Below are 21,530 nucleotides of genomic sequence, written 5' to 3' on the forward strand. Positions count from 1 at the left end.
CCTGACACACGCTAGTTGATGCCCTGCAATGGGGCCTTGGTTAAATGGCATTAATACTTTGGTGCTAGAGCAGTCTGGAATAAGCCTTTTGACCCGTACTCACGGCTCTTGAGGCTGATATGAAACCTGTGGGATGGCCTTTGTGGTGAGGGGATTCATCCCCGATGGACTGCGCAGCAGGCCTTGGCTTTTTGGGGCCGCTGCGCGCCCCGTCGGGGATAAATCCCCTCACCACAGGGTTCTTTCCAAGCATGAATTTGTGGCCCGCCCCTCAGTTGACCGATCCATCAGAAAAACCCGCAAAACCCCCAACATTTCAGCCCGTTGAAATAATTGGTACGCCTTGTGCAAACGTTTGCGCAGCGTCAATCACGGCATTTTCGTAACAAAACCCTACAGACCCGCAGAACGCCGGGCCTTGATCTGCAAAAAAGGACTTTGAATGCACGCCGCACTCCCCCCTCGCGCTCCGTTTGCGCGCACGCTGACTGTTTCCTTGCTACTGACCGGCGTTACCGGACTTCTCAGCCACAGCGCTTTCGCGCAACCCGCTCCGCCCGTTCTGCCAGAAGAATCCGCCCAAGGCGAAGCCCTCAGTCCCGAAGCCAGTCCACCAAAAAAAGGCGCGTACCTGTCGGACTGGTACAACCAGGACTTGATGCTGATCGGCAGCAAAGACATCAGCTTCGGCCCGCAACCCGCTGACGACATTTATCTGGAATACGAGTACTTCGGCCGCAAAGGCCCGTTTGAACTGTACGGCTACGTCGACGTCCCGAAGATCTTCAACATCGGCAACAGCCACGACAAAGGCGTGTGGGATCACGGCTCGCCGCTGTTCATGGAACACGAACCGCGCATCTCCATCGACTACCTCGCCGGCCGCAGCCTGGCCATCGGCCCTTTCAAGGAATGGTACGTCGCGTTCGACTGGATCTACGATCACGGCAGCCGCAAGGAAAACCGCGCCAACACCCTCTACAGCGGTTTCGGCACCGACATCGACACGCACTCGCGGGTCAACCTGTCGGCCAACCTCTACGGCCGTTATCAGTGGGAAAACTACGGCGCGAGCAACGAATATTCCTGGGACGGCTACCGCGCCCAACTCAAATACATCGTGCCCATCGACAAATTCAGCAACGGCGCCTCGCTGACCTACATCGGCTTCACCAACTTCGACTTCGGCTCCGACATCCACAAAGACAACCCGGCCCGCACCGCGAATGCGACGGTAGCGACCAACGTGTTGCTGTACTCGTTCACGCATTTGCGCTTCACGCTGGTGGGCCGGTATTTCCACAATGGCGGCAATTGGGAAGACGGCAGCGAGCTGAATTTCGGCGACGGCAACTTCCGTGCGCGCTCGAATGGCTGGGGGTATTACGCGGGCGTGGGCTACCAGTTTTAAGGAACACCGATCAAAAGATCGCAGCCTTCGGCAGCTCCTACACAGAATTCGCGGTCCCCCTGTAGGAGCTGCCGAAGGCCGCGATCTTTTGATGTTAAAAACGCTTGCCAACAACTAGAACCGCCCATCCGAAACCCACCCTACCCTGTCAGATCTGACAGGTGACGCCATCACCCACATCGCATTAGATATCGCCAAGGCAATCCCCCCTGAAATCTGGAGATGGCGATGAATATCCGCGCAGTCAAAGCTGTAGAACTGACCCTGCCCAAGGCACCAAAAATGGTCGACCTCGTGCCCGCCGATGTTCAAGCCCATGGCGGCGCAACCCTTGCGGACACTAACGTGGCTGACGGATTTCTGGTGATCATGCGGGCCTATCTGCTTCAGGCAGAAAACGACTTACTCAAGCTTTACCTGAACGATGATGTAGTGAGCAGTACAACAATCGCCAAGGGCGCGGAAAACGATGACACGCCATTGCGGATACCTACCGGTGTCTTTCAAAAAGGCTACAACCGAATCAAATTCGGCATTAAACGCACTTCCCAGGAAGAGGAGTTCACCCCAGACCTGATATTGCTGCACCGTACGTCTCCCCCGGGCGACACGCCGCCAGTACTAACTATCAGCGTCAGTCACGACAGCATCGGCCCCGATGAGGCGGACGCCGTGAGCGTTAGCATCACCTATAAAGACACCCAGTGGTACGACCGCATTCTCGTCGACTGCAACGGTGTACGTGTTGAACATCGAGTGTTACCCGAGAGTGTCTCTCCCCCTCCTCCGATCCCACAACATTTTGTGATACTGATCCCGAGAGCTGTTCTGGAACAGGGCGGGGATGACTCGGACTTTGAGTTCAAATTCCGAGTACTCGATTACGTGACGAACCCATCAGGACCACCGACTTGGTCGGATGTGGTGACGGCGGATGTGCACTTGAACCGATTGACGCTGCCAATGGCAGTGCTCAGGGAGATACCGACCGAAAACAACGACGACCCTACGGTTGTCGATTTGGAAAAAATGAAAGGCGGGCCGCTCTGGGCCTTGGTGCATTTACCGGATTCACTCTGGAAAGTGGGCGACTCAATTTACCTGTTATTCAGCGCCGAACTGAATGGTGTTGTGATTGCGCGGCATGAGGAAACACTGCCTATTACACAAGTACCGACTCATTTGGCGTGGGATATTCCTCATGCCAAAGTCGTGAGGGATAGTTCGGTAAACGTGCTTTATCAGTTGATTCGCCATGGCGCAATTATCGGATCGTCAACACCGGCCAATGCGCAAGTCATAGGACGAGACACAAGCAATTTGCAGCCACCGAAGTTGCTACAACCCGCAGTGAATCCTATTGACGCATTGGCGTACTCGCAGGGTGTGACCTTACAGGTTCAATATCCTGATGCTCAAGTAGGAGACCATGCGCGCTTGATTGAGATTGACGCACCCGCAGGCTCACCGCTGTTTCCACTGGTGGCGTTCGACAGTAATAAACAGGCCAATGTCCAGCTGAAACCGGAGTTTTTAGCTGCACGTCATGGCAAGGATCTGAAATTCAAGTGGAGCTTGCATCAGGGTGACGAACCGATTGGAGAATCACCGGCACTTGAATTGAGGGTTATCAAAATGATTGACGGAGATCCGCGATTTCCGACACCTGAAATCAAGGAAGCGACGGGATCAGTTGGGCAGACAGTTCTCGACCTTCAAACATTTCCTGGAGATGCAACAGTGTTTGTCGCACCTTGGCCAATGATTGCTGAAGGGCAAAAAATCTACCTCTTTGTTCATGCAGTGCTCGAGAGCGGACAGCCCGATGTCATCATTTTGGAGGAAGGACGTGCGATTGATTCTCTCGAACCAACGAACGGTGTCTATATCAACTTCCCACGGAAAATTCTCCAGAGCCTGAAATCAAATACAGCAATAACATCAAATCTAAAAATCTCATTCAATGAAGAAACCGAGGAAGAAAATCTTGTAGGCCTCCCAACACTTACAACAACCCTACTTCGCCCCATCATCACTGAAAACTTCAACAACCATCCAACAATCGAAATTTCATCAGGAGAATCTCTCAAGATCCCAAGAATGACCATCAGCTGCATTAACGGTAGTGGAACGTGCGGAATTAGAGAGCAACATCAATTACCTGGAATGCTGGATGGCCCAGGAATCAATGTCTCAAGAGGAAAAAGTCATCCGTCTCATACCGAAATTGATACCGTGAATTTTTTGTTGGACATTCCATGCACAAAAATAAAATTCTCATGTACCTTTCAAAGCCACTTAGCGCTGATCACTTTTTATGACTCCAGAGACAAACCAATAGAAACACTTCGACTTCCAGGAAGTCCGGATTATTACACCCCACACAACAAATGGATCGAATTCTCAGCACCAGCCGGTGAGTCTATTTCGCGATTCCAAACTGAAACCTCCGATCATTTATATTTTGATTATTTTACATTCATGCTCTAACGCCATTTCCTTCACTATGAAAAGACGTACCTCAGGAGATGAGTCTCTTGCAGAGAACCGTTTTTTAAACACTGATGTTTAACAGACACCTGCAGAAACTCTCCCAGGCTACACAACCTTGCGCCATTGCCTACAGCTACGCCAGAATCCGCCGGCTTGTGCGCCTTGGGGACGGATCTTATCGTTTGTAGGTCGCTGACGAATCAGCGATCGGATTTGACCGTCCGCCCAAAATCAAGGCGCGCCAGCGTCCAGGACAGATTTCAGATTTTCTGAAACTTCATGTCGCGGTAGCTGTGCGTGGGACACCTTCGGGTGTGCCGGATTCCTTGATGTCCGGTCGGTCAACCCGCGTACAGCTGCCACCCTGTTTCGATTGACCGCGAACGGTGGCGGCTCCATGCATCAAGGAGCTTCACCATGTTCAAACCAACACCCAACCCACCCGACATCGACACCACTTCCCCCTACGAATCCCCCCATTCACGCAAACTCCACGACGCCGCTGAACGCGCGCTCGATCACTACCTTTGCCCCGGCGCGACTCACGATGATCCGCGTCTGCCGAGCCTGATGTTCGTCATCGCGCCGAACATCAAAACCGAAGATCTGCTGGCCCACGCTTGTGAGTCGATGGCTTCGGCGAGTGTGATGCTCAGTGATTTTGCCGGGACGCTCGACACGCCGTATCGCCACACGTTGCTGGGGATTCAGCAGGTGGTGATGCTCGGGGAACTGGCGGTGAATCGGGCGCTGGATAATCTGGAAGTGCCCGCGTAACCCCAGACGACACAGTCCCTTGTAGGAGTTGAGCTTGCTCGCGAAAGCGGTGGGTCAGTCGACTGAGAGGTTGGCTGATCCACCGTTTTCGCGAGCAAGCTCGGCTCCTACAGGTTTTGCGTTGTCAGGGGAATTTGGGTGGCTCAGGGAATCAGGATGATTTTGTCGCCGCCGCCCTCGTTGAGTTCGGTGTAGCGCGCCAGGCCTTCGGCCAGTGGTGATTCGAACAGGCCTTGCGGCAACGGCAGCGAGCCTTCGTCGAAGAGTTGGCCGAACTGGTTCAACATCGCTGCGCAGGCTTCGACGCCGTAGAGCAATGTGTTGACGCCGACCACCGAACCGCCCTTGCGATACAACGCCAGTGCCGGCAATTGCACTTGGCCGTCCACCGGTGCGGCGATGATTGCGATTCGGCCGAAGATTGCTAGCGCCGCCACCGAAGCGGGCAGCCAGAAACCGGTGGTGTCGAAGATCACTTCGGCGCCGCCCTGATACACCGCGTTGACCTGCGCACCGAGGTCTTCGGGTTTATCCAGTTGAATCGTCGGGTAGCCCTGCGCTTGCAACTCCGCCACCTGCTCCGGACGCCGCGCCGCTGCCAGAGTTTTTGCGCCGCGCACTTTGGCCAGCGCTAATGCCGCTGTGGCGACCGCACCGCCGCCAATCACCAGCAAACGCGTGTCGGCTTTGACGAGGCTGCGCTCCAACGCATCCCACGCCGTGGTGTACGGCACGCCGAGGCTGGCGGCTTGGGTGAAGCTCAGGCGCGACGGCTTGAGGGCGACTCCGTTGGCCGGCAGTTTGACGAATTGCGCGTGGGAACCGTCGGCGAAAAAGCCCAGCTCACGGCCCGTGCCCCAGACTTCCTGACCGATCAACGCTTGCGGGCCTTCGACCACGACACCGGCGAATTCGCGCCCGGGAATCCGTGGCAACGTGGTGTAGGGGAAACGTCCGAGCACATTTTTCACATCGCTGGGATTGAGCCCGGCCGCTTTGATCTGCACCAGGACTTCATCGGCGCCGGCCACCGGGGTCGGCACGTCGACGAAGCGCAGGGAGGACAGGTCGCCGGTTTTATCGAATTGCAGTGCTTTCATGGAGTGATTCACCGAAGGAGAAAAGAAGATTCAGGACAACCAAGCGGCGACCCATTGCCGGCCCATCGGCCACAGCTGCTCACCCGCAAGCATGCCGAGCAGACCGACCAGCGCGATGGCCGGCGGCGCGGGAGAACGGAAGTCGAGCGCGCCGTACAACAGGCCAACGCCGAGGCCGATGGCCAGCGAAATCAGGTAGTTCATGGGGAGAACTCTGCCGTTTGAAAGGAATGGGCAGAGTGTAGGGAGGCGGGATGGATGGCGTCGGCCAAGGACTTCTGAATTTCGGACAAACCTGCCGAAATCACCACAAAACCTTGTAGGAGCATGGCTTGCCAGCGAAGGCTTCCATTCAGCCAACATTGATATTGCTGACACTCCGCTTTCGCTGGCAAGCCATGCTCCTACAGGCTTTGTGCAGGTTCAGGAAATAGCGTCGTTACACCGTGAACTGAGACGGGGCGACGCCCAGTTCGCGGCGGAACATGTCGCTGAAGCTGCTCGGTGAATAGCCGAGTTCGCGGGCAATCACACTCACCGCCACACCCTGAATCAACTCCGCCACCGCCGTCGCCAGTTGCACCTGCCGCCGCCACTCGGCGAAGCCCATGCCCAGACTGTCCTTGAACAACCGCGCCAACGTGCGCACGCTGGCCCCGGCGTTTTCCGCGTGCTGTTCGAACGGGATCTCCAGCGACGGCGCGGCCATCACCGCCTGGCAAAGATTCATCAGGCGCCGATCGGAATCATCCGGCATCGGGATTTTCAGCTGCGAACGCCTTGCGCGCTGCAACTCCAGCAGCGCCAAGCCAACCAGCGCCTCGTAATACGCTGGCTCACCGCTGTCGCCCTGCTCCACCAGCCCGACGATCAACTCGCGCAGCAAACCACCGACCTCGATCACCTGCACCGTCTGATCCAGCGTCGCCGCCAGCGCCGGGCGCAGGTAGATATTGCGCATCTGCAAATCCGACACCACGCGAATCCCGTGCGGCACCCCGGGCGGCAACCACACCGCGCGCTGCGGCGGCACCACCAGCGCTTCATGCGGCGTCTCGACCCACATCACCCCGCTCATCGCATACAACAGCTGCCCCCAGTCATGCTGATGCGGCTCGATAAACAACCCGCGCGGATACGTACGCGCCAGCGGTTGCACGGGCACATCGATGTCAGTGAAATCGGGGGGCGTGGCGAGGGCCATGGCGAGCATTCATTGGGGTTGGTGAAGGCGCCATGGTAACCAGTCGCCCGAAACCCCGCCAACGATAGATACCGTCGGACAATCCGAATGAATTTTCCCGGTGCTCAACGATCCCTCTATTACCACAGGGAGGAATACCGGCTTTATGAACAACGCAAAACTCTACGTCATCGAGTACACCCTTCACGGCACAGCCAAGTCGTTCATTATCCGCTCGGACAAAATGGACAACACCGAGGCGTGGCACTGGGCGAGTTGCGATGCCGGCGTGGGTCGCATTCCGCGCTTTGGTCGTGAAAAAGTACAGAAGACCAGCAAACCGATGGCGGAAAAATTCGGCGTGGAAAACGTCGTCTGGCGACCGACCAGCTAAGCTCAGCCTGCACGCGAACATTCGGGGGAATGCAACCATGATCGATTTCAGCAGCAGCCCGGCGCATCTGGACTACGGCCTCGACACATTGTTTGGGCGTATCACCAAAAGCGTGGATTGCCGCGTGGGTCTGGAAGCGGTCGACGATGATCCGTATTGCTTCGCCCTGAGAGTGCCAGCGCCTTTACCGGAAGACCTCGACCAGGCGAAAACCGTGGTGGTTCGGGTTGAGGGGCGGCGATTGCAAGGCACGGTGCGGCATACCGAGCGGCTGGATGATGAAAGTCTGAAACTGGAAGTGGAGCCTGATTAGGCTCCACTTTTTTTTGCCTGTGTTTATTTGGGATGTGCGCAGTGGCAGCCTTTGCTTGAGCATTCTTCGCCACCTTTGTGGTGGTGGGCGCAGGCTTCGCAGCAGTAGTGTTTGCCGTGTACGGCGTAGGCGTGATCGCCTTCTTTGATGGTGCATTTGCAGTTTGGGCAATCGCATTTTCTATCGGGCATGGGGGCAGACTCCTTGGGGTGGTGGTTGTCTGGGGCTTTTAGGTAAGCCGTGATTACCAGTGTAGGAGCTGCCGAAGGCTGCGATCTTTTGATTTTGCTTGTTTGGGTTTTTGGGGGTTTTGGGATTTTGGGATTTTGGGGCTTTGGGGTTTTGGGGGCATATCCGTTGCTGCGGTTGGGGCTTCTGGCGGTTTCGCTCTTACAGCGACTCACTTTTCCAGACGCCGAAAAGTAAGCAAAAGGCTTGGCCCCCGGCGTACGGCACTTCGCCTAGGCTCAGTGTTCCCTCGCTACGGTGTCCATCCGGGGACATCGCCTACGGTTTGCTTCGCTGCACCTCCTCTCGATGTATGCGGCTACGCCGCACGGCGCTGCGCGCCTACCCCCGGATGAACACCTACGCTCGGCCTGCCGATGGGGGCCAAAATCAAGAGCCAGATCAAAAGCCACAGCAAGAGCCAGATCAAGAGCCCCTCACCCTAGCCCTCTCCCGGAGGGAGAGGGGACTGATTGCGTGGACTGGGAGAGGTACGCCGACTTGGGATACCGAGTTGAATGCATATTCTGAAAAACCCACCAATCGGCCCCCTCTCCCTCGGGAGAGGGCTGGGGTGAGGGGCGAATCCAACGCAAATCAAAAAGCCGTGCGCGCCCCGCTCTTCACCACTCAATAGGCCGATTCTCAGCTCGCCTGCTTTTGATCTTAGAGCCCGTCGGCAGGCTGAGTGGAGGGATCGATCCGGGGGTGGGAGCGCAGCGACCGTTTGGCGTAGCCAAACACAGCGAGAGGAGGTGCAGCGAAGCAAACCGTAGGCGCTGCCCCCCGGATCGATCCCGCAGCGAAGGAACCCGAGCCACAGCGAGGGCCGAACGTCAGGGCACAGACCTTTTGGTTACTTTTGGGGCGTTTGCCAAAAGTGACCCGCCGTAAGGGCGGAACCATAATCAGCCATCACCGCAGCAACGGATATGCCCACCCCCCCAAAACAAAATCAATCAGCGCTACGCACACTACTCCGATACATAAACACCAAAGCCCCCGCCAAAAGCACCATCGCCAACACCCGACTCCCCGACAACTCAATCGCCGGATTCCCGAACCAGCCAAAATTATCAATCAACATCCCCATCCCCAACTGCCCGACAATCACCGCCACCGTCGCCACCGCCGTCCCCACACGAGGCACCGCGCCCACCATGACAATCATATAAACCACCCCAAACAGCGCCCCGCTCAACTGCCACTTCGGCACATCCAACAACCCCACTGCATGCGCCGGTTCAAAAAACAAAATCAACAACCCGGTCACCAACGCACCCACAGCAAACGTCAACAAACTACTGCGCAAGACACCAACGGTTTCCCCCAAGCGCCCATTGATCGCCGCCTGAACACTCAATACCGCCCCTGCCGCCACCACCACAGCCAACAAAATAATCAGATTCATCATCAACCCCGAGCAATCAAAACAAGTGCCGCGACAATCAACAGCAGCGCCAGCCAACGCTCACCGTTGACCTTCTTGCGCGTCGCCCCGAACCAGCCAAAATGATCGATCAACACACTCTTGCCGACCTGCCCGGAAAGAATCGCGATCATCGTCATGGCGATACCAATGTGCGGCGTGGCCAAGGTCAGCACCACCACATAAATCGGCCCGAGCAAACCACCGATCAACTGCCAGCGCGGCAGCGTGTTCAGCGCCGGCCCTTTCTGTGGCCCCGCAAACAACAGCAGCAAAAACAGAATCGCCGAGCCCACCCCAAAGATGCTCAACGTCGCCCACAAATGCCCGACCTGCGCACCCAACGGCCCGAGCAAACCCGCCTCCACCGACAAACCCATCCCCGCCAGAATCACCAGCGGCAGCAACAACAAGCGCAACCCCGGTTTGGCCACCGGCGGCGCAACACTCACTTCATCCAACGTTTGCATAAATACAATCCAGCCCAGTCAACAATGGCGCGGATTATCGGCTGGCGTCGCTGTGCGATAAATGGGAGCATCCGGACAACACTTTTGCGCAACACGCACAGCAGGACAGACCATGCACGGCCTTAACGAACTCGGATTCAAAGCGCTGCGACTGTTTGTGGCCGTGCTCGATCACGGCAGTTTTTCCGAAGTCGCCCGTCGCGAAGGCGTGGCGCCCTCCTCGATTTCGCGGCAGATCCAGTTGATGGAGCAAGCGCTGAATCAGCAATTGCTCTACCGCCATACCCGCGCCGTCACGTCGACCGAGGCTGGGCGCATGCTCGGCCATCACGCGCGGCTGGTGTTGGTGCAATTGGAAGAAGCCGAACAGGCGTTGCAGGAACAGCAAAGCGAACCCACCGGCCTGGTGCGAATCAACGCCCCGGTGGTGTTCGGCCAGCGCCATCTGACGCCGTGGCTGGGCAAGTTGTGCGCGCGCTATCCGAAGTTGCAACTGGATATTCAGCAGACCGACCATTACGTCGACCCGCTGCAAGAAGGCGCGGATCTGCTGTTCCGCATCGGCCCGCTGCACGACTCCAGCATGCAAGCGCGGATTCTGGCGCCGCACCGCTTTCAGGTCGCGGCCAGCCCGGCGTATCTGCAAAAACATGGTATCCCGCGACACCCTGACGATCTCGCGCAACACCAGTGCCTGGCGTACAAAGGCGCGGCCGGATTGCAGCGCTGGTTTTTCCGCCGCGACGGGCAGGACTGGACGCCGTACTCGGTCAAAGGCCCGATCACCGGCAACCACGCCGACACCCTCACCCAAGCCGCTGAACAGGGCTTGGGGCTGGTGATGTTTCCGTCGTGGCTGATTGGCGAGGCGGTGCGCGAAGGCACGTTGGTGCCGGTGTTGGGCGAGTATCAGGTGTCGAACAGTCTGGAGCCGCAGCAGATTGCGGTGCTGTGGCCGGGGAGTCGGCGCTTGTCGGTGAAGGTGCGCACCGTCATCGACTTCTTCATCGAATGCTTCGGCGAAGTGCCTTATTGGGATCGGGCTTGAAGGGTTGAAGATCAAGAGCCCCTCACCCTAGCCCTCTCCCCGAGGGAGAGGGGACTGACCGAGATGTCTCGCGCCTTACATCGACCTGAAATATCGAGTCGATTATGGATTCACAGCAGAGCTTTCAGGTCGGCGCATTTCTGCAATATCCCCCAATCAGTCCCCTCTCCCTCCGGGAGAGGGCTAGGGTGAGGGGCTTTTCAAAGTCAGATACGGAACTGGCCGACAAGTTTGCCCAGGCGCTGACCAAGATCCGCCAAACTACGCGAAGTCTGCGCCCCCAACTGCGTCTCATCCGCCACGCTGTCCACCGCCACCGCAATCTGGTGCACGCTGCGATTGATCTCTTCCGCCACCGCCGTCTGCTCTTCCGCCGCACTGGCGATCTGCGCGTTCATCGAGTTGATCGTCGCAATCAACGACGCCATCGTGTCCAGCGAAGCCCCGGCCTGATTGGCCTGCGCCGACGTGCCGTCGCCCGCTTCACTGGATCGGCGCATCGCTTCCACCGCCGACTGCGTCCCCGCCTGCAGGCGATCAATCATCCCCTGAATTTCCTGGGTGCTGATCTGCGTCCGACTGGCCAGCGCCCGCACTTCATCCGCCACCACCGCAAACCCACGCCCGGCCTCACCGGCCCGCGCCGCTTCAATTGCTGCGTTCAGTGCCAACAGATTGGTCTGCTCGGCAATCGAACGAATCACCCCGAGCACGCCGACAATCGAGCTCACGTCCTGCTGCAAGCTATCCAGCGACACGCCACTGCTGCGGATGTCATCAACCAACGCATGAATCTGCTTGATGCTGCCGGCCACCACACGCTTGGCGCTCTGCCCTTCTTCGTCAGTCTGTTGCGCAGCGACAGCGGCATTCTGCGCACTCTTCGCCACTTCCTGCGCGGCGGCGGACATTTCGTTGATCGCCGTTGCCACCTGATCGGTCTCGTGACGCTGGCGCTCCATCGCCTGATCCGAGCGCTGCGCCTGATCCGAGACTTGCGTCACCAGCCCGGTGAGTTGCGTGGTCATCTCGGTGATCTGCCGCACCAGTCCGTGAATCTTGTCGACGAAGCGGTTAAACGAGCCGGCCAGTTCGCCGAGTTCGTCCTGACTGGTGATGTTCAGACGACGGGTCAGATCGCCCTCGCCCGCCGCGATGTCATCGAGATTCGCCTTCATCAGCGTCAGCGGACGCAAAATGGTATTGGCCAGCAGCATGCCCGCCGCCGCGATCACCAACAGCACCACCACCGCGACGCCAACGATGCTCAGCACCACGCCTTGCATGCGTTCCTGCACTTGCGTTTGCACCAGCGCCACTTGCGCCTCGATGCCGTCGAGGTTGACCGAGGTACCGACCGCCATGTCCCACTTCGCCAGGTATTCGGTGTAACCGAGTTTCGGCACCAGCACCTGCGCATTGCCCGGCAGCGGCGAACTGTATTGCAGATAGTGCGTGCCGTCCTTCGCCACTTTCACCAGGCCCTGGTTGACGTAAACGCCGTTCGGGTCGCGGTTGTCCTTGAAGCTTTTGCCCACGCCTTCCGGATCGTTGGCCTTGAACAGGCGCACGGTCTCGGAGTCGTAGCCGAAGAAGTAGCCGTCCTTGCCGTAGCGAATGCCCGAGAGCAGCTTGATCGCCTGCGCGCGCGCCGCGTCATCGCCGGGGGCGGCAGCGTCGTACAGCGGTTTGATCGTGGTCATGGCCACGGCGACGTAACTTTGCAGGGTGGCTTTCGCGTCGCCGAGCAGGCGCTCGCGGGTCTGCTCGACCTCGTTGTGCGCCTGTTGCTGGAGGATGAACAGCGTGGTCAGGCTGATGACCAGCGCAAAGAGCAGCACCGGGAGGACGGCGAGGGACAGGACTTTGGCCTTGAGGCTCAGGCGCATTGGGGGCTCACTCTTTTGGTTTTATTGGCGTGGTTAAAGGCTTTAACGGCATGCCATCACAAAAGTTGAGCGCAGGAATCACCCATCCCCCCTGTGGGAGCGAGCTTGCTCGCGAAGGCGTCGTGTCAGTCAACCATTAAGTCGCTGATACACCGCTTTCGCGAGCAAGCTCGCTCCCACAGGGGATTTGTAGGGTTCAGAGAACCATCGCGGCCACCCAGCCGAACGCCAGCAGCGGCAGGTTGTAGTGCAGGAACGTCGGCACCACGGTGTCCCAGATATGGTGATGCTGGCCGTCAACGTTCAAACCGGAGGTCGGCCCCAATGTCGAATCCGACGCTGGCGAGCCGGTATCGCCCAGTGCCCCGGCGGTGCCGACGATGCACACGATCGCCATCGGGCTGAAGCCGAGCTGCACGCACAACGGCACGAAAATCGCCGCCAGAATCGGCACCGTCGAGAACGACGAACCGATCCCGATGGTCACCATCAGGCCCACCAGCAACATCAACAACGCGCCAATCGCCCGACTGTGATTGATCCACGCCGCTGCGCTTTCGACCAGCGTGCGCACTTCGCCGGTGGCTTTCAGTACTTCGGCAAAACCCGAGGCAGAGATCATGATGAAGCCGATCATCGCCATCATCTTCATGCCTTCGGTGAACAGGTCGTCGGTTTCACGCCACTTCACAATGCCCGACGCCGAGAAGATCAGAAAACCGGCGAGCGCGCCGATAATCATCGAGTCGAGCAGCAACTGAATGATGAACGCCGCAGCAATCGCCAGACCGGCAATGCCAATGGTTTTCGGGTTGTAGGCAACGCTGACCTGCTCGACCCGCTCGATCTTTTCCAGATCGTAAACGCGCTTTTTGCGGTAGCTGAAGAACACCGCCACCAACAGACCGAAGACCATGCCCAGCGCCGGAATGGCCATGGCGTGCATGACATTGATCTGGCTGATGTCGACGCCAGCCTTGCTGACGTTGGCCAGCAGGATCTGGTTGAGGAAGATGTTGCCGAAGCCGACCGGGAACACCATGTACGGCGTGATCAGACCGAAGGTCATGACGCAGGCGATCAAGCGGCGGTCGAGTTGCAGCTTGGTCAGTACATATAGAAGTGGCGGCACCAGCAGTGGAATGAAGGCGATGTGGATTGGCAGGATGTTCTGCGAAGCAATCGCGACCACCCACAACAGACCGATCAACAGCCATTTGACACTGCCGCCACCGTTCGAATGCTGACGATCAACCATCGCCAGCGCCTTGTCGGCCAATGCGTGGGCCAGGCCCGATTTGGCAATCGCGACGGCGAAAGCACCGAGCAACGCGTAGGACAACGCCACGGTCGCGCCGCCGCCCAGGCCGCTGTTGAACGCCTTGAGCGTGGCGTCGATACCCAAACCACCGGTCAGGCCGCCGACCAGCGCGCCGACGATCAAAGCGATCACCACGTGCACGCGCGACAGGCTGAGAATCAGCATGACGCCGACCGCCGCTATGACTGCATTCATTTCACTACCTCAAAAAACACTGCGGTGGACAACCGACCGCCAGACAGAATGAGTCCGCCAACGCTAAACCGGCGGATTTGCAAAGAGGGTCTTATTAGAAGGGCGCGCACTGTGCCGCAGAGTGGCGGCGGTGTCAAAACATCGAAGGTTACTCACAACCCTTGATCGTCCCCACGCTCCGCGTGGGAACGCCTCAATGGACGCTCTGCGTCCGCTTTGGGACGCGGAGCGTCCCGGGCTGCATTCCCACGCGGAGCGTGGGAACGATCAATCCTCCTGTGATGAATGTATTTCCTATGGCGAGGGGATTTATCCCCGATGGGTGGCGAAGCCGCCCCCTGCATTCTTACAGACACAGCGCATTTGCAGGTTTTGCGACTGCTGCGCAGCCGGTCGGGGATAAATCCCCTCACCACAGATTTTGTGTTTGCCCCAAAAAGGTGTTTCAGCCATGGCCTGTGGCAATTAGTCATATTGTGTTTCAGGGATAAAGAAAGCCGATTCGCGGCCGTTACAGTGCAAAGTCGCAGATATTTATCGAATAAGGACATCTCCATGTCGCTCAGACAACTTTCCATCCAATGGAAAATCACCCTGCTCGCCGGCCTTTGCCTGGCCGGTATCGTGACCCTGTTGGTGGGTCTTTCGCTGTATCGCATGGAGCACAGTTCCGCACTGGTGAAAGCTTCGAGCATGGAAATGCTCACCGAGTCGGCGCAGGCGCGCATCGAGTCCCAGGGCGAAGTGCAATCGGCGAGTATTCGCCAGCAATTCATGGACGCCTATCAATACGGCCACGGGTTCTCGCGCCAGGTGTTGTTCCTCCGCGAGCAAGCCGAAAAACGCTTCCTCGACGCCTTCGACCTGCGCGAAGACATGACCCGTCAGGTCAAATCCGCGCTGCAAGCCAACCCGGATCTGCTCGGCCTGTCGCTGGTGTTCGAAGCCAATGCGCTGGATGGCAAGGACGAACTGTTCGCCAACCAGGCCGAACTGGGCAGCAACGACAAGGGCCGTTTCGCCCTGTACTGGTCGCAACCGACGCCCGGCAAGGTGACCTCGATGGCGCTGCCGGAAAGCGACATGGCCGACACCAGCACCGGCCCGTCCGGTCAGGCGGCCAATGCCTGGTTTACCTGCCCGCGCACCACACTCAAACCCTGCGTGATCGAACCATACTTCTACGTGATCGACGGCCACAACGTGCTGATGACCAGCATTGTGTTCCCGCTGACAGTCGACGGCAAAGTCATCGCCTCGCTGTCGGTCGACATCAACCTCAACAGCCTGCAAGCCACCAGCCAGAGCGCGAGCAAGAAGCTCTATGACGGCCAGACCGCCGTGAGCATCATCAGCCCCGCCGGCCTGCTCGCCGGTTACAGCCCGGATGCCGGCAAACTCAGCCAGCGTCTGGATGCGGTGGACAAAACCAGCGGCACTGAGCTGCTGCGTCTGTTGGCCTCGAACAGCAACGTCACCAGCCTGCACAGCAACGGCCAGTTGAAAGTGCTCTCGCCATTCCAACCGATTCCCGGTGGCCCGTCGTGGGGCGTGCTGCTGGATGTGCCGGAAAAAGTCCTGGTCAGCCGCGCCGAAGCGCTCAAGCAACAACTGGACGCGAGCAACACCTCAGGCACGTTGATTGAGCTGAGCCTCGGCGTGCTCGCCGCGCTGATCGGCCTGCTGCTGGTGTGGCTGATGGCGCGCAGCGTGACCAAACCGATCCTCGGTGTGGCGCACATGCTCGAAGACATCGCCAGCGGTGAAGGTGATCTGACCCGCCGTCTGGCCTACGACAAGAAGGATGAACTCGGTCAATTGGCCGGTTGGTTTAACCGCTTCCTTGATAAATTGCAGCCGATCATTGCCGACGTCAAACGCTCGGTGCAGGACGCGCGCGACACGGCCGATCAGTCTTCGGCCATCGCTACGCAAACCAGCGCCGGCATGGAGCAGCAATACCGTCAGGTCGATCAGGTCGCCACCGCGTCCCACGAAATGAGCGCCACCGCACAAGACGTCGCGCGCAGTGCCGCGCAGGCTGCCGAAGCCGCCAAGGACGCCGATCGCGCCACCCGTCAAGGCCTGACCGTGATCGACCGCACCACCGCGAGCATCGACACCCTCGCCGCCGACATGAGCGCGGCGATGGTGCAGGTCGAAGGCCTGGCCGCGAACAGCGAGAAGATCGGCGCCGTGCTGGAAACCATCCGCGCCATTGCCGAGCAGACCAACCTGCTGGCCCTCAACGCCGCGATTGAAGCGGCGCGTGCCGGTGAAGCCGGACGTGGTTTTGCCGTGGTCGCCGATGAAGTGCGTAACCTCGCGCGCCGCACACAGGAATCGGTGGAAGAAACCCGTCAGGTGATTGAACAACTGCAGACCGGGACGCAGGAAGTGGTCGGTTCGATGGGCAACAGCCATCGTCAGGCGCAGGGCAGTGTTGAACAGGTTGGCCAAGCGGTGACTGCGCTGCGTCAGATCGGCGACGCGGTGACGGTGATCAGCGACATGAACCTGCAGATCGCCAGCGCGGCGGAAGAGCAGAGCGCGGTTGCGGAGGAGATCAACAACAACGTGGCGACGATTCGCGATGTGACGGAATCGTTGTCGGGGCAGGCGAATGAGTCGGCGCGGGTGAGTCAGTCGCTGAACAGCCTGGCGAATCAGCAGCAGAGTTTGATGGATCAGTTTCGGGTGTGACCCGGGATTTTGGGGGGTGTCAGGTAAATCCTTTCCCCCTCACCCCAGCCCTCTCCCCCAAGGGGTAGAGGGGAAAGGGAGCCGATCTATGTGCTTTTCAAAACCTGAGTTCGACTCGATATCCCAAGTCGGCGTATCTCGGCCATCCAACTCGGTCAGTCCCCTCTCCCTCCGGGAGAGGGCTAGGGTGAGGGGCTTCTAAAAGCCTCACCGCCGAGGCAGTTCAATCAACACTTTCAGCCCGCCCCACTCGCTTTCCATCAACATCAGCGTCCCACCCCACGTATCAACAATATCGCGCACAATCCCCAAACCCAACCCATGCCCGTGCGTCTGCTCATCCAGCCGCGCTCCCCGACTGAATACCTGCGCGCGCTGCTCCTCAGGAATCCCCGGCCCGTCATCTTCCACGCTCAGGGCAAATCCCTCAGCCGTTTCGACCACGCTCAAACGCACCTCGGCATCCGCCCACTTGCAGGCGTTGTCGAGCAGATTGCCCAGCAGCTCCAGCAAATCCTCACGATCCCACGGCAACTGCAATCCCGCCGGCGCGACATAACTCAACGCCAGATGCTCGCCATGAATCATGTTCAGTGTCGCCAGCAACCCCGGCAGTTCGGCATCGCAATCAAACAACGCCCCCGGTAACGCATCGCCAGATAATCGTGCGCGGTTCAGCTCGCGATTGAGCCGTTGCTGCACCTGCTCCAGTTGCTCCTGAAGGATCCTGCGCAACTCGGGATGGGCATCGAGTTTCTCGCTCGACGCCAGGCTCAACAGCACCGCCAACGGCGTTTTCAACGCATGCCCGAGGTTGCCCAAGGCATTACGCGAACGTTTGAGACTGTCCTCGGTGTGCGCAAGCAAATGGTTGATCTGCGCCACCAGCGGTTCCAATTCAACGGGCACTTGATCGTCGAGTTGCGAACGCTGGCCCTGCTGCAATTGCGCGATCTGCTCGCGAGCCTTTTCCAACGGCTTCAGTGCGCGGCGCACGGTCAGCCGTTGCAAAAACAGAATCAGCAGCAACGCCGCCAACCCCAGACCTAGACCGATCTGGCGCATGCGCTGAAAGCTGTCGCTGACCGGCGTGTAATCCTGCGCAACGCTGATCGAAATCGACTGGCCCAGACGCCGATAGTCCGAACGCAGCACCAACAAGCGTTGACCGTCCGGCCCCAGTTGCAAGTTGCTGTGCAGACCGGGCTGATCCAGCAGCGGCAGATCCTGATCCCACAGCGAGCGCGAACGCCAGTGGCTGTCGGCAAAATCGATACGGAAGTAATGCCCGGAAAACGGTCGCTGATACGCCGGCGACAAGTGCCGCTCATCCAGTTGCAACCCCATGGGGCCGCGCACCAGCGCCACCAACAGGGTTTCGCTGTCGTCGCGCAGGCCGGCTTCGAGGTAGCGCTGCAAACCCACTTCGAACAACCACAAACTGGTTTGCGCCAGCACCAGACCGACGATCACCATCACGCTGATCAACCCCAGGCTCAAGCGGCGCTGGATTGACCTCATGAAGCCTGCCCGCCGAACAGGTAACCCTGACCGCGACGGGTTTCGATCACGCTTTTGCCGAGCTTGCGGCGCAGGTGATTGACGTGGACTTCGAGGACGTTGGAATCGCGCTCGGTTTCACCGTCGTAGAGGTGTTCGGCGAGGTGGCTTTTGGAAAGGATTTGTTCGGGGTGCAGCATGAAATAGCGCAGCAGACGAAACTCGGCGGCGGTCAGTTGAATGTCGGTGCCGTCGCGCACCACGCACTGACGGCCCTCGTCCAGATGCAGGCCGGCGGCTTGCAACGTCGCCTGATTGGACTGGCCCTTGGAGCGGCGCAGCAGCGACTGTATGCGCAGAAACAGCTCTTCGGGGTGAAACGGTTTGGTCAGGTAATCGTCGGCGCCGGCTTTCAGGCCTTCGATACGCTCGGCCCAGGAATCACGCGCGGTGAGGATCAGCACCGGAATCGCCAGCCCGCCCGCGCGCCACTGCGCCAGCACCTCAAGCCCCGGCACACCGGGCAGACCGAGGTCGAGAATGATCAGGTCGTACGGCTCACTGCTGCCCTGATACAGCGCATCACGGCCGTCCGCCAGCCAATCGACTGCGTAGCCTTGGCGTTGCAGACCGGCGAGCAATTCGTCCGCCAGCGGTACGTGGTCTTCCACCAAAAGCAAACGCATCGATCAATCTTCCTTGTCTTTCACTAATTCACCGGTTTCGGCCTTAAGGTGCAACTCACGGGCGACACCCTCGACGGTAAGCAACTCGACCTCATAAATGTAGACGTCGTGTTTCTCTTCCAGCTCGACTTCCAGCAGTTTGGCGCCCGGATAACGATCCATTGCCTGCTGCAGCACTTGCTCCAGCGGCAGGATGACACCCTGGCGACGCAGGTTCAGCGCTTCGTCCTGATCGAGGTCGCGGGCCATCGCCGCCGAGCAAAAAACTACCAGCGCCAGCGCCGTGCGGCTGGTGGCGCGAACATTAAGCTTCATTACGTATCCTGATGATCCTTGAGAACCTGCCCGGTCACCGCGTCTAATTCCAGATCCCAATTGAGACCCTGCGGATCACGCATTTCGACCTGGTAGATGTACTTGCCGTACTCTTCTTCCAGCTCGGTTTCGGTGATCGTCGAGCCCGGATGTTTGGCCAGCGCGGTTGCGTTGAGCTTCTCGAAGGAAACGATAGTACCAGCGTCGCGCAGGCGCAGGGCTTCATCCGGGCCCAGATCGCGGGCGTGGGCGATGCTGGCAGTGAAGCCGATGATCGCGCAAATGGACAGGGCAGTCAGGGTTTTCAAAAGGGGGTCTCCGTATTTTTTATGTATTGCTCACGGTCGGCACCTTAACCAGATGAACTTAACTGAAACTGAATTGCCATCATTCTCCCTCCCTGAAATATCTCCTGTAGGAGCTGCCGAAGGCTGCGATCTCTTGATCTTGTTTTTAAAAAGCCAGGATCAAAAGATCGCAGCCTTCGGCAGCTCCTACAGGATTCTGTAACATGTGCTTATAATTGTTCGCTTGCTAACGATCGAGACCGGTATGACCGCCATCCACATCAAGTTCCCCGCCCTCACCCTCAAGGCCGGCCCACGGGCCATGGCGCGGATTCGCGCGCAGGGCCTGAACGCCGCTGACGTCGGCACCCTGCCCGGTGCGGCCGGTGGGCCGAAGGCGTTAGGGATTCAGGGGCTGGATCTGGCGCTGTTCGGTGAATGGCTGCCGAGTGCGCCGCGTGAGCGTTCGCTGATTGGCGCCTCGGTCGGTTCCTGGCGCTTCGCCAGCGCTTGCCTGCCGGACGCCGCCGAAGGCATCCGCCGCCTCGGCGAGCTCTACGCCGAGCAGAATTTCAACAAAGGCGTGACCATGGCCGAGATCAGTCAGAGCTCGCAGCGCATGCTCAATGACCTGCTTGATGGCCGCGACGCGAGCATCCTCGACAACGCGCATTACCGCTTGAACATCATGGTGGTGAAAAGCCAGGGCCGTCTCGCTGATGACCATCGCGGTCGCCTCGGTCTGGCGCTGGGTTCGGTGATCGCCGATAACCTGCGTGGTCGTGCGCGACTGTCGCGGCACTTCGAACGGCTGATCATCCACGATCCGCGCCTCGCCCCGCCGGTGAATGCGCTCGACGATTTCCCGTCGCGCTTCGTCGCACTGAATGCCGGCAACTTACGTCAGGCGCTGCTGGCCTCGGGGTCGATCCCGATGGTCATGGAAGGCGTGCGCGATCTGCCGGGCGCCGGGGCTGGCACCTTCCGCGACGGCGGTCTGCTCGACTATCACCTCGATCTGCCCTACAGCGGTGACGGCATCGTGCTCTATCCGCACTTCACCGACCGGGTGATTCCGGGCTGGTTCGACAAGACCCTGCCGTGGCGCAAAGCCTCGGTGCAGCGCTTGCAGGACGTGCTGCTGCTCGCGCCGTCGAAGGAATATCTGGCGCGTCTGCCCTACGGCAAACTGCCCGATCGTAACGACTTCAAACGCTTCATGGGTGACGCACCGAGCCGGCAGAAATACTGGCACGCGGCGATGGACGAGAGCCGCCGTCTGGGCGACGAGTTCCTCGAACTGACTGCCAACGGTCGCCTCGCCGAGCGCTTGCTGACCCTTTAGTCAGCACGGCCAAACACAAGCTGGTAAACTCGCCGCCTGCCCGAATCGCTGCGGCGAACACCATCTGAACAGAGCCGAAAATACCGTGGAAATCTTCAAGGAATTTACTTTCGAATCCGCCCACCGCCTGCCGCACGTCCCGGACGGCCACAAGTGCGGACGTCTGCACGGTCACTCGTTCAAAGTGGCGCTTCACCTGAGCGGCGACCTCGATCCGCACACTGGCTGGATCCGTGATTTCTCGGAAATCAAAGCGATCTTCAAGCCGTTGTACGAGCGTCTGGATCACAACTACCTGAATGACATTCCTGGCCTGGAAAACCCGACCAGCGAAGTACTGGCCAAATTCATCTGGAATGAAATGAAGCCGTTGCTGCCAGAACTCAGCGCGATCCGTATTCACGAGACGTGCACCAGCGGCTGCATCTATCGCGGCGAATAAA

At 58.9% G+C, this 21,530-nt stretch carries 20 protein-coding genes and 3 pseudogenes; 10 read left to right on the plus strand and 13 right to left on the minus strand.

The window, feature by feature from the left end; all coding sequences use genetic code 11:
- Nucleotides 1-442 precede the first annotated feature (442 nt).
- The 3 genes from AD669_RS17205 (at nt 443) to AD669_RS17215 (ending at nt 4,681) form a co-directional block, all read left to right on the plus strand.
- Nucleotides 443-1,411 (plus strand): nucleoside-specific channel-forming protein Tsx, encoded by a 969-nt coding sequence (locus tag AD669_RS17205; RefSeq protein WP_053121899.1) that lies wholly within the window; start codon nt 443-445, stop codon nt 1,409-1,411.
- A gap of 228 nt (nt 1,412-1,639) precedes the next feature.
- Nucleotides 1,640-3,901: a hypothetical protein gene (locus AD669_RS17210; protein ID WP_053121901.1), complete on the plus strand. Its 2,262-nt coding sequence runs from the start codon at nt 1,640-1,642 to the stop codon at nt 3,899-3,901.
- 420 nt (nt 3,902-4,321) lie between these two features.
- Nucleotides 4,322-4,681 carry a DUF6124 family protein gene (locus tag AD669_RS17215; RefSeq protein WP_053121904.1) on the plus strand — a complete coding sequence of 120 codons (360 nt, stop codon included), beginning with the start codon at nt 4,322-4,324 and terminating at the stop codon, nt 4,679-4,681.
- 143 nt (nt 4,682-4,824) lie between these two features.
- On the opposite strand, the gene AD669_RS17220 is transcribed toward AD669_RS17215, so the two are convergent.
- The 3 genes from AD669_RS17220 to AD669_RS17225 all read right to left on the minus strand — a co-directional run bounded on the left by AD669_RS17220 (nt 4,825) and on the right by AD669_RS17225 (nt 6,994).
- Entirely contained in the window at nt 4,825-5,781 is a 957-nt protein-coding gene (locus tag AD669_RS17220; protein ID WP_053121906.1) for a zinc-binding alcohol dehydrogenase family protein, read from the minus strand.
- A gap of 30 nt (nt 5,782-5,811) precedes the next feature.
- Nucleotides 5,812-5,985, minus strand: a complete 174-nt coding sequence (locus AD669_RS28155) for a DUF1427 family protein (RefSeq protein WP_082341460.1) — start codon at nt 5,983-5,985, stop codon at nt 5,812-5,814.
- A 235-nt stretch (nt 5,986-6,220) separates the two neighbouring features.
- Nucleotides 6,221-6,994 (minus strand): helix-turn-helix domain-containing protein, encoded by a 774-nt coding sequence (locus tag AD669_RS17225; RefSeq protein ID WP_053121908.1) that lies wholly within the window; start codon nt 6,992-6,994, stop codon nt 6,221-6,223.
- Nucleotides 6,995-7,130: 136 nt separating this feature from the next.
- Between AD669_RS17225 and AD669_RS17230 the strand changes: the two genes are divergently transcribed.
- Complete coding sequence (locus AD669_RS17230) at nt 7,131-7,358, plus strand: DUF6555 family protein (protein ID WP_053121910.1); 228 nt, start codon at nt 7,131-7,133, stop codon at nt 7,356-7,358.
- A 37-nt stretch (nt 7,359-7,395) separates the two neighbouring features.
- Nucleotides 7,396-7,671, plus strand: coding sequence for a hypothetical protein (locus AD669_RS17235; RefSeq protein ID WP_053121912.1), 276 nt, complete (start codon nt 7,396-7,398; stop codon nt 7,669-7,671).
- Between the two features lie 23 nt (nt 7,672-7,694).
- Here AD669_RS17235 and AD669_RS28160 read toward each other — a convergent pair whose 3' ends face one another.
- The 3 genes from AD669_RS28160 to AD669_RS17245 all read right to left on the minus strand — a co-directional run bounded on the left by AD669_RS28160 (nt 7,695) and on the right by AD669_RS17245 (nt 9,798).
- Nucleotides 7,695-7,862, minus strand: coding sequence for a metallothionein (locus AD669_RS28160; protein WP_081730276.1), 168 nt, complete (start codon nt 7,860-7,862; stop codon nt 7,695-7,697).
- 992 nt (nt 7,863-8,854) lie between these two features.
- Nucleotides 8,855-9,313: a DMT family transporter gene (locus AD669_RS17240; RefSeq protein WP_053121914.1), complete on the minus strand. Its 459-nt coding sequence runs from the start codon at nt 9,311-9,313 to the stop codon at nt 8,855-8,857.
- The gene (locus tag AD669_RS17245) at nt 9,313-9,798 is read right to left on the minus strand and encodes a DMT family transporter (RefSeq protein ID WP_053121916.1); all 486 of its coding nucleotides are present in this window, start codon (nt 9,796-9,798) and stop codon (nt 9,313-9,315) included. Before AD669_RS17245 ends, AD669_RS17240 begins: the two co-directional genes overlap by 1 nt.
- 112 nt (nt 9,799-9,910) lie before the next feature.
- Between AD669_RS17245 and AD669_RS17250 the strand changes: the two genes are divergently transcribed.
- Nucleotides 9,911-10,846 (plus strand): LysR family transcriptional regulator, encoded by a 936-nt coding sequence (locus tag AD669_RS17250; RefSeq protein WP_053121918.1) that lies wholly within the window; start codon nt 9,911-9,913, stop codon nt 10,844-10,846.
- Between the two features lie 206 nt (nt 10,847-11,052).
- Here the strand turns inward: AD669_RS17250 and AD669_RS29025 are convergent, their stop codons facing one another.
- From AD669_RS29025 to AD669_RS17260, 3 genes and pseudogenes are all read right to left on the minus strand, one after another.
- Nucleotides 11,053-11,874, minus strand: a complete 822-nt coding sequence (locus AD669_RS29025; protein WP_371262381.1) for a methyl-accepting chemotaxis protein — start codon at nt 11,872-11,874, stop codon at nt 11,053-11,055.
- 84 nt (nt 11,875-11,958) lie between these two features.
- Nucleotides 11,959-12,735 (minus strand): annotated as a pseudogene (locus AD669_RS29030) (cache domain-containing protein); the annotation flags it as partial.
- A 196-nt stretch (nt 12,736-12,931) separates the two neighbouring features.
- Nucleotides 12,932-14,251, minus strand: a complete 1,320-nt coding sequence (locus AD669_RS17260) for a Na+/H+ antiporter family protein (RefSeq protein ID WP_053121921.1) — start codon at nt 14,249-14,251, stop codon at nt 12,932-12,934.
- 876 nt (nt 14,252-15,127) lie between these two features.
- Here AD669_RS17260 and AD669_RS29035 point away from each other — a divergent pair.
- Nucleotides 15,128-16,096 (plus strand): annotated as a pseudogene (locus AD669_RS29035) (HAMP domain-containing protein); the annotation flags it as partial.
- 264 nt (nt 16,097-16,360) lie between these two features.
- Nucleotides 16,361-16,954 (plus strand): annotated as a pseudogene (locus tag AD669_RS29040) (methyl-accepting chemotaxis protein); the annotation flags it as partial.
- A gap of 207 nt (nt 16,955-17,161) precedes the next feature.
- Here AD669_RS29040 and AD669_RS17270 read toward each other — a convergent pair.
- Genes AD669_RS17270 through AD669_RS17285 form a run of 4 tightly spaced genes read right to left on the minus strand, consistent with a single transcriptional unit; the run spans nt 17,162 to nt 19,763 of the window.
- A complete protein-coding gene (locus AD669_RS17270; protein WP_053121926.1) occupies nt 17,162-18,475 on the minus strand; it encodes a sensor histidine kinase in 1,314 nt (437 codons plus the stop codon).
- On the minus strand, nt 18,472-19,140 hold the full coding sequence (locus tag AD669_RS17275) for a response regulator transcription factor (protein WP_053121928.1): 669 nt from the start codon (nt 19,138-19,140) through the stop codon (nt 18,472-18,474). Before AD669_RS17275 ends, AD669_RS17270 begins: the two co-directional genes overlap by 4 nt.
- 3 nt (nt 19,141-19,143) lie before the next feature.
- A complete protein-coding gene (locus AD669_RS17280; protein WP_053121930.1) occupies nt 19,144-19,455 on the minus strand; it encodes a PepSY domain-containing protein in 312 nt (103 codons plus the stop codon).
- A complete protein-coding gene (locus AD669_RS17285; RefSeq protein ID WP_053121932.1) occupies nt 19,455-19,763 on the minus strand; it encodes a PepSY domain-containing protein in 309 nt (102 codons plus the stop codon). The genes AD669_RS17280 and AD669_RS17285 overlap by 1 nt, the downstream gene beginning before the upstream one ends.
- Before the next feature lie 244 nt (nt 19,764-20,007).
- On the opposite strand from AD669_RS17285, the gene AD669_RS17290 reads away from it, so the two are divergent.
- Nucleotides 20,008-21,087 carry a hypothetical protein gene (locus AD669_RS17290; protein WP_053121934.1) on the plus strand — a complete coding sequence of 360 codons (1,080 nt, stop codon included), beginning with the start codon at nt 20,008-20,010 and terminating at the stop codon, nt 21,085-21,087.
- 85 nt (nt 21,088-21,172) lie between these two features.
- Nucleotides 21,173-21,529: a 6-carboxytetrahydropterin synthase QueD gene (queD, locus tag AD669_RS17295; protein WP_007915588.1), complete on the plus strand. Its 357-nt coding sequence runs from the start codon at nt 21,173-21,175 to the stop codon at nt 21,527-21,529.
- The last annotated feature ends 1 nt before the right edge of the window (nt 21,530 follow it).

The sequence above is a fragment of the Pseudomonas sp. P1.31 genome (genome assembly GCF_001269815.1).
Classification (GTDB): domain Bacteria; phylum Pseudomonadota; class Gammaproteobacteria; order Pseudomonadales; family Pseudomonadaceae; genus Aquipseudomonas; species Aquipseudomonas rustica.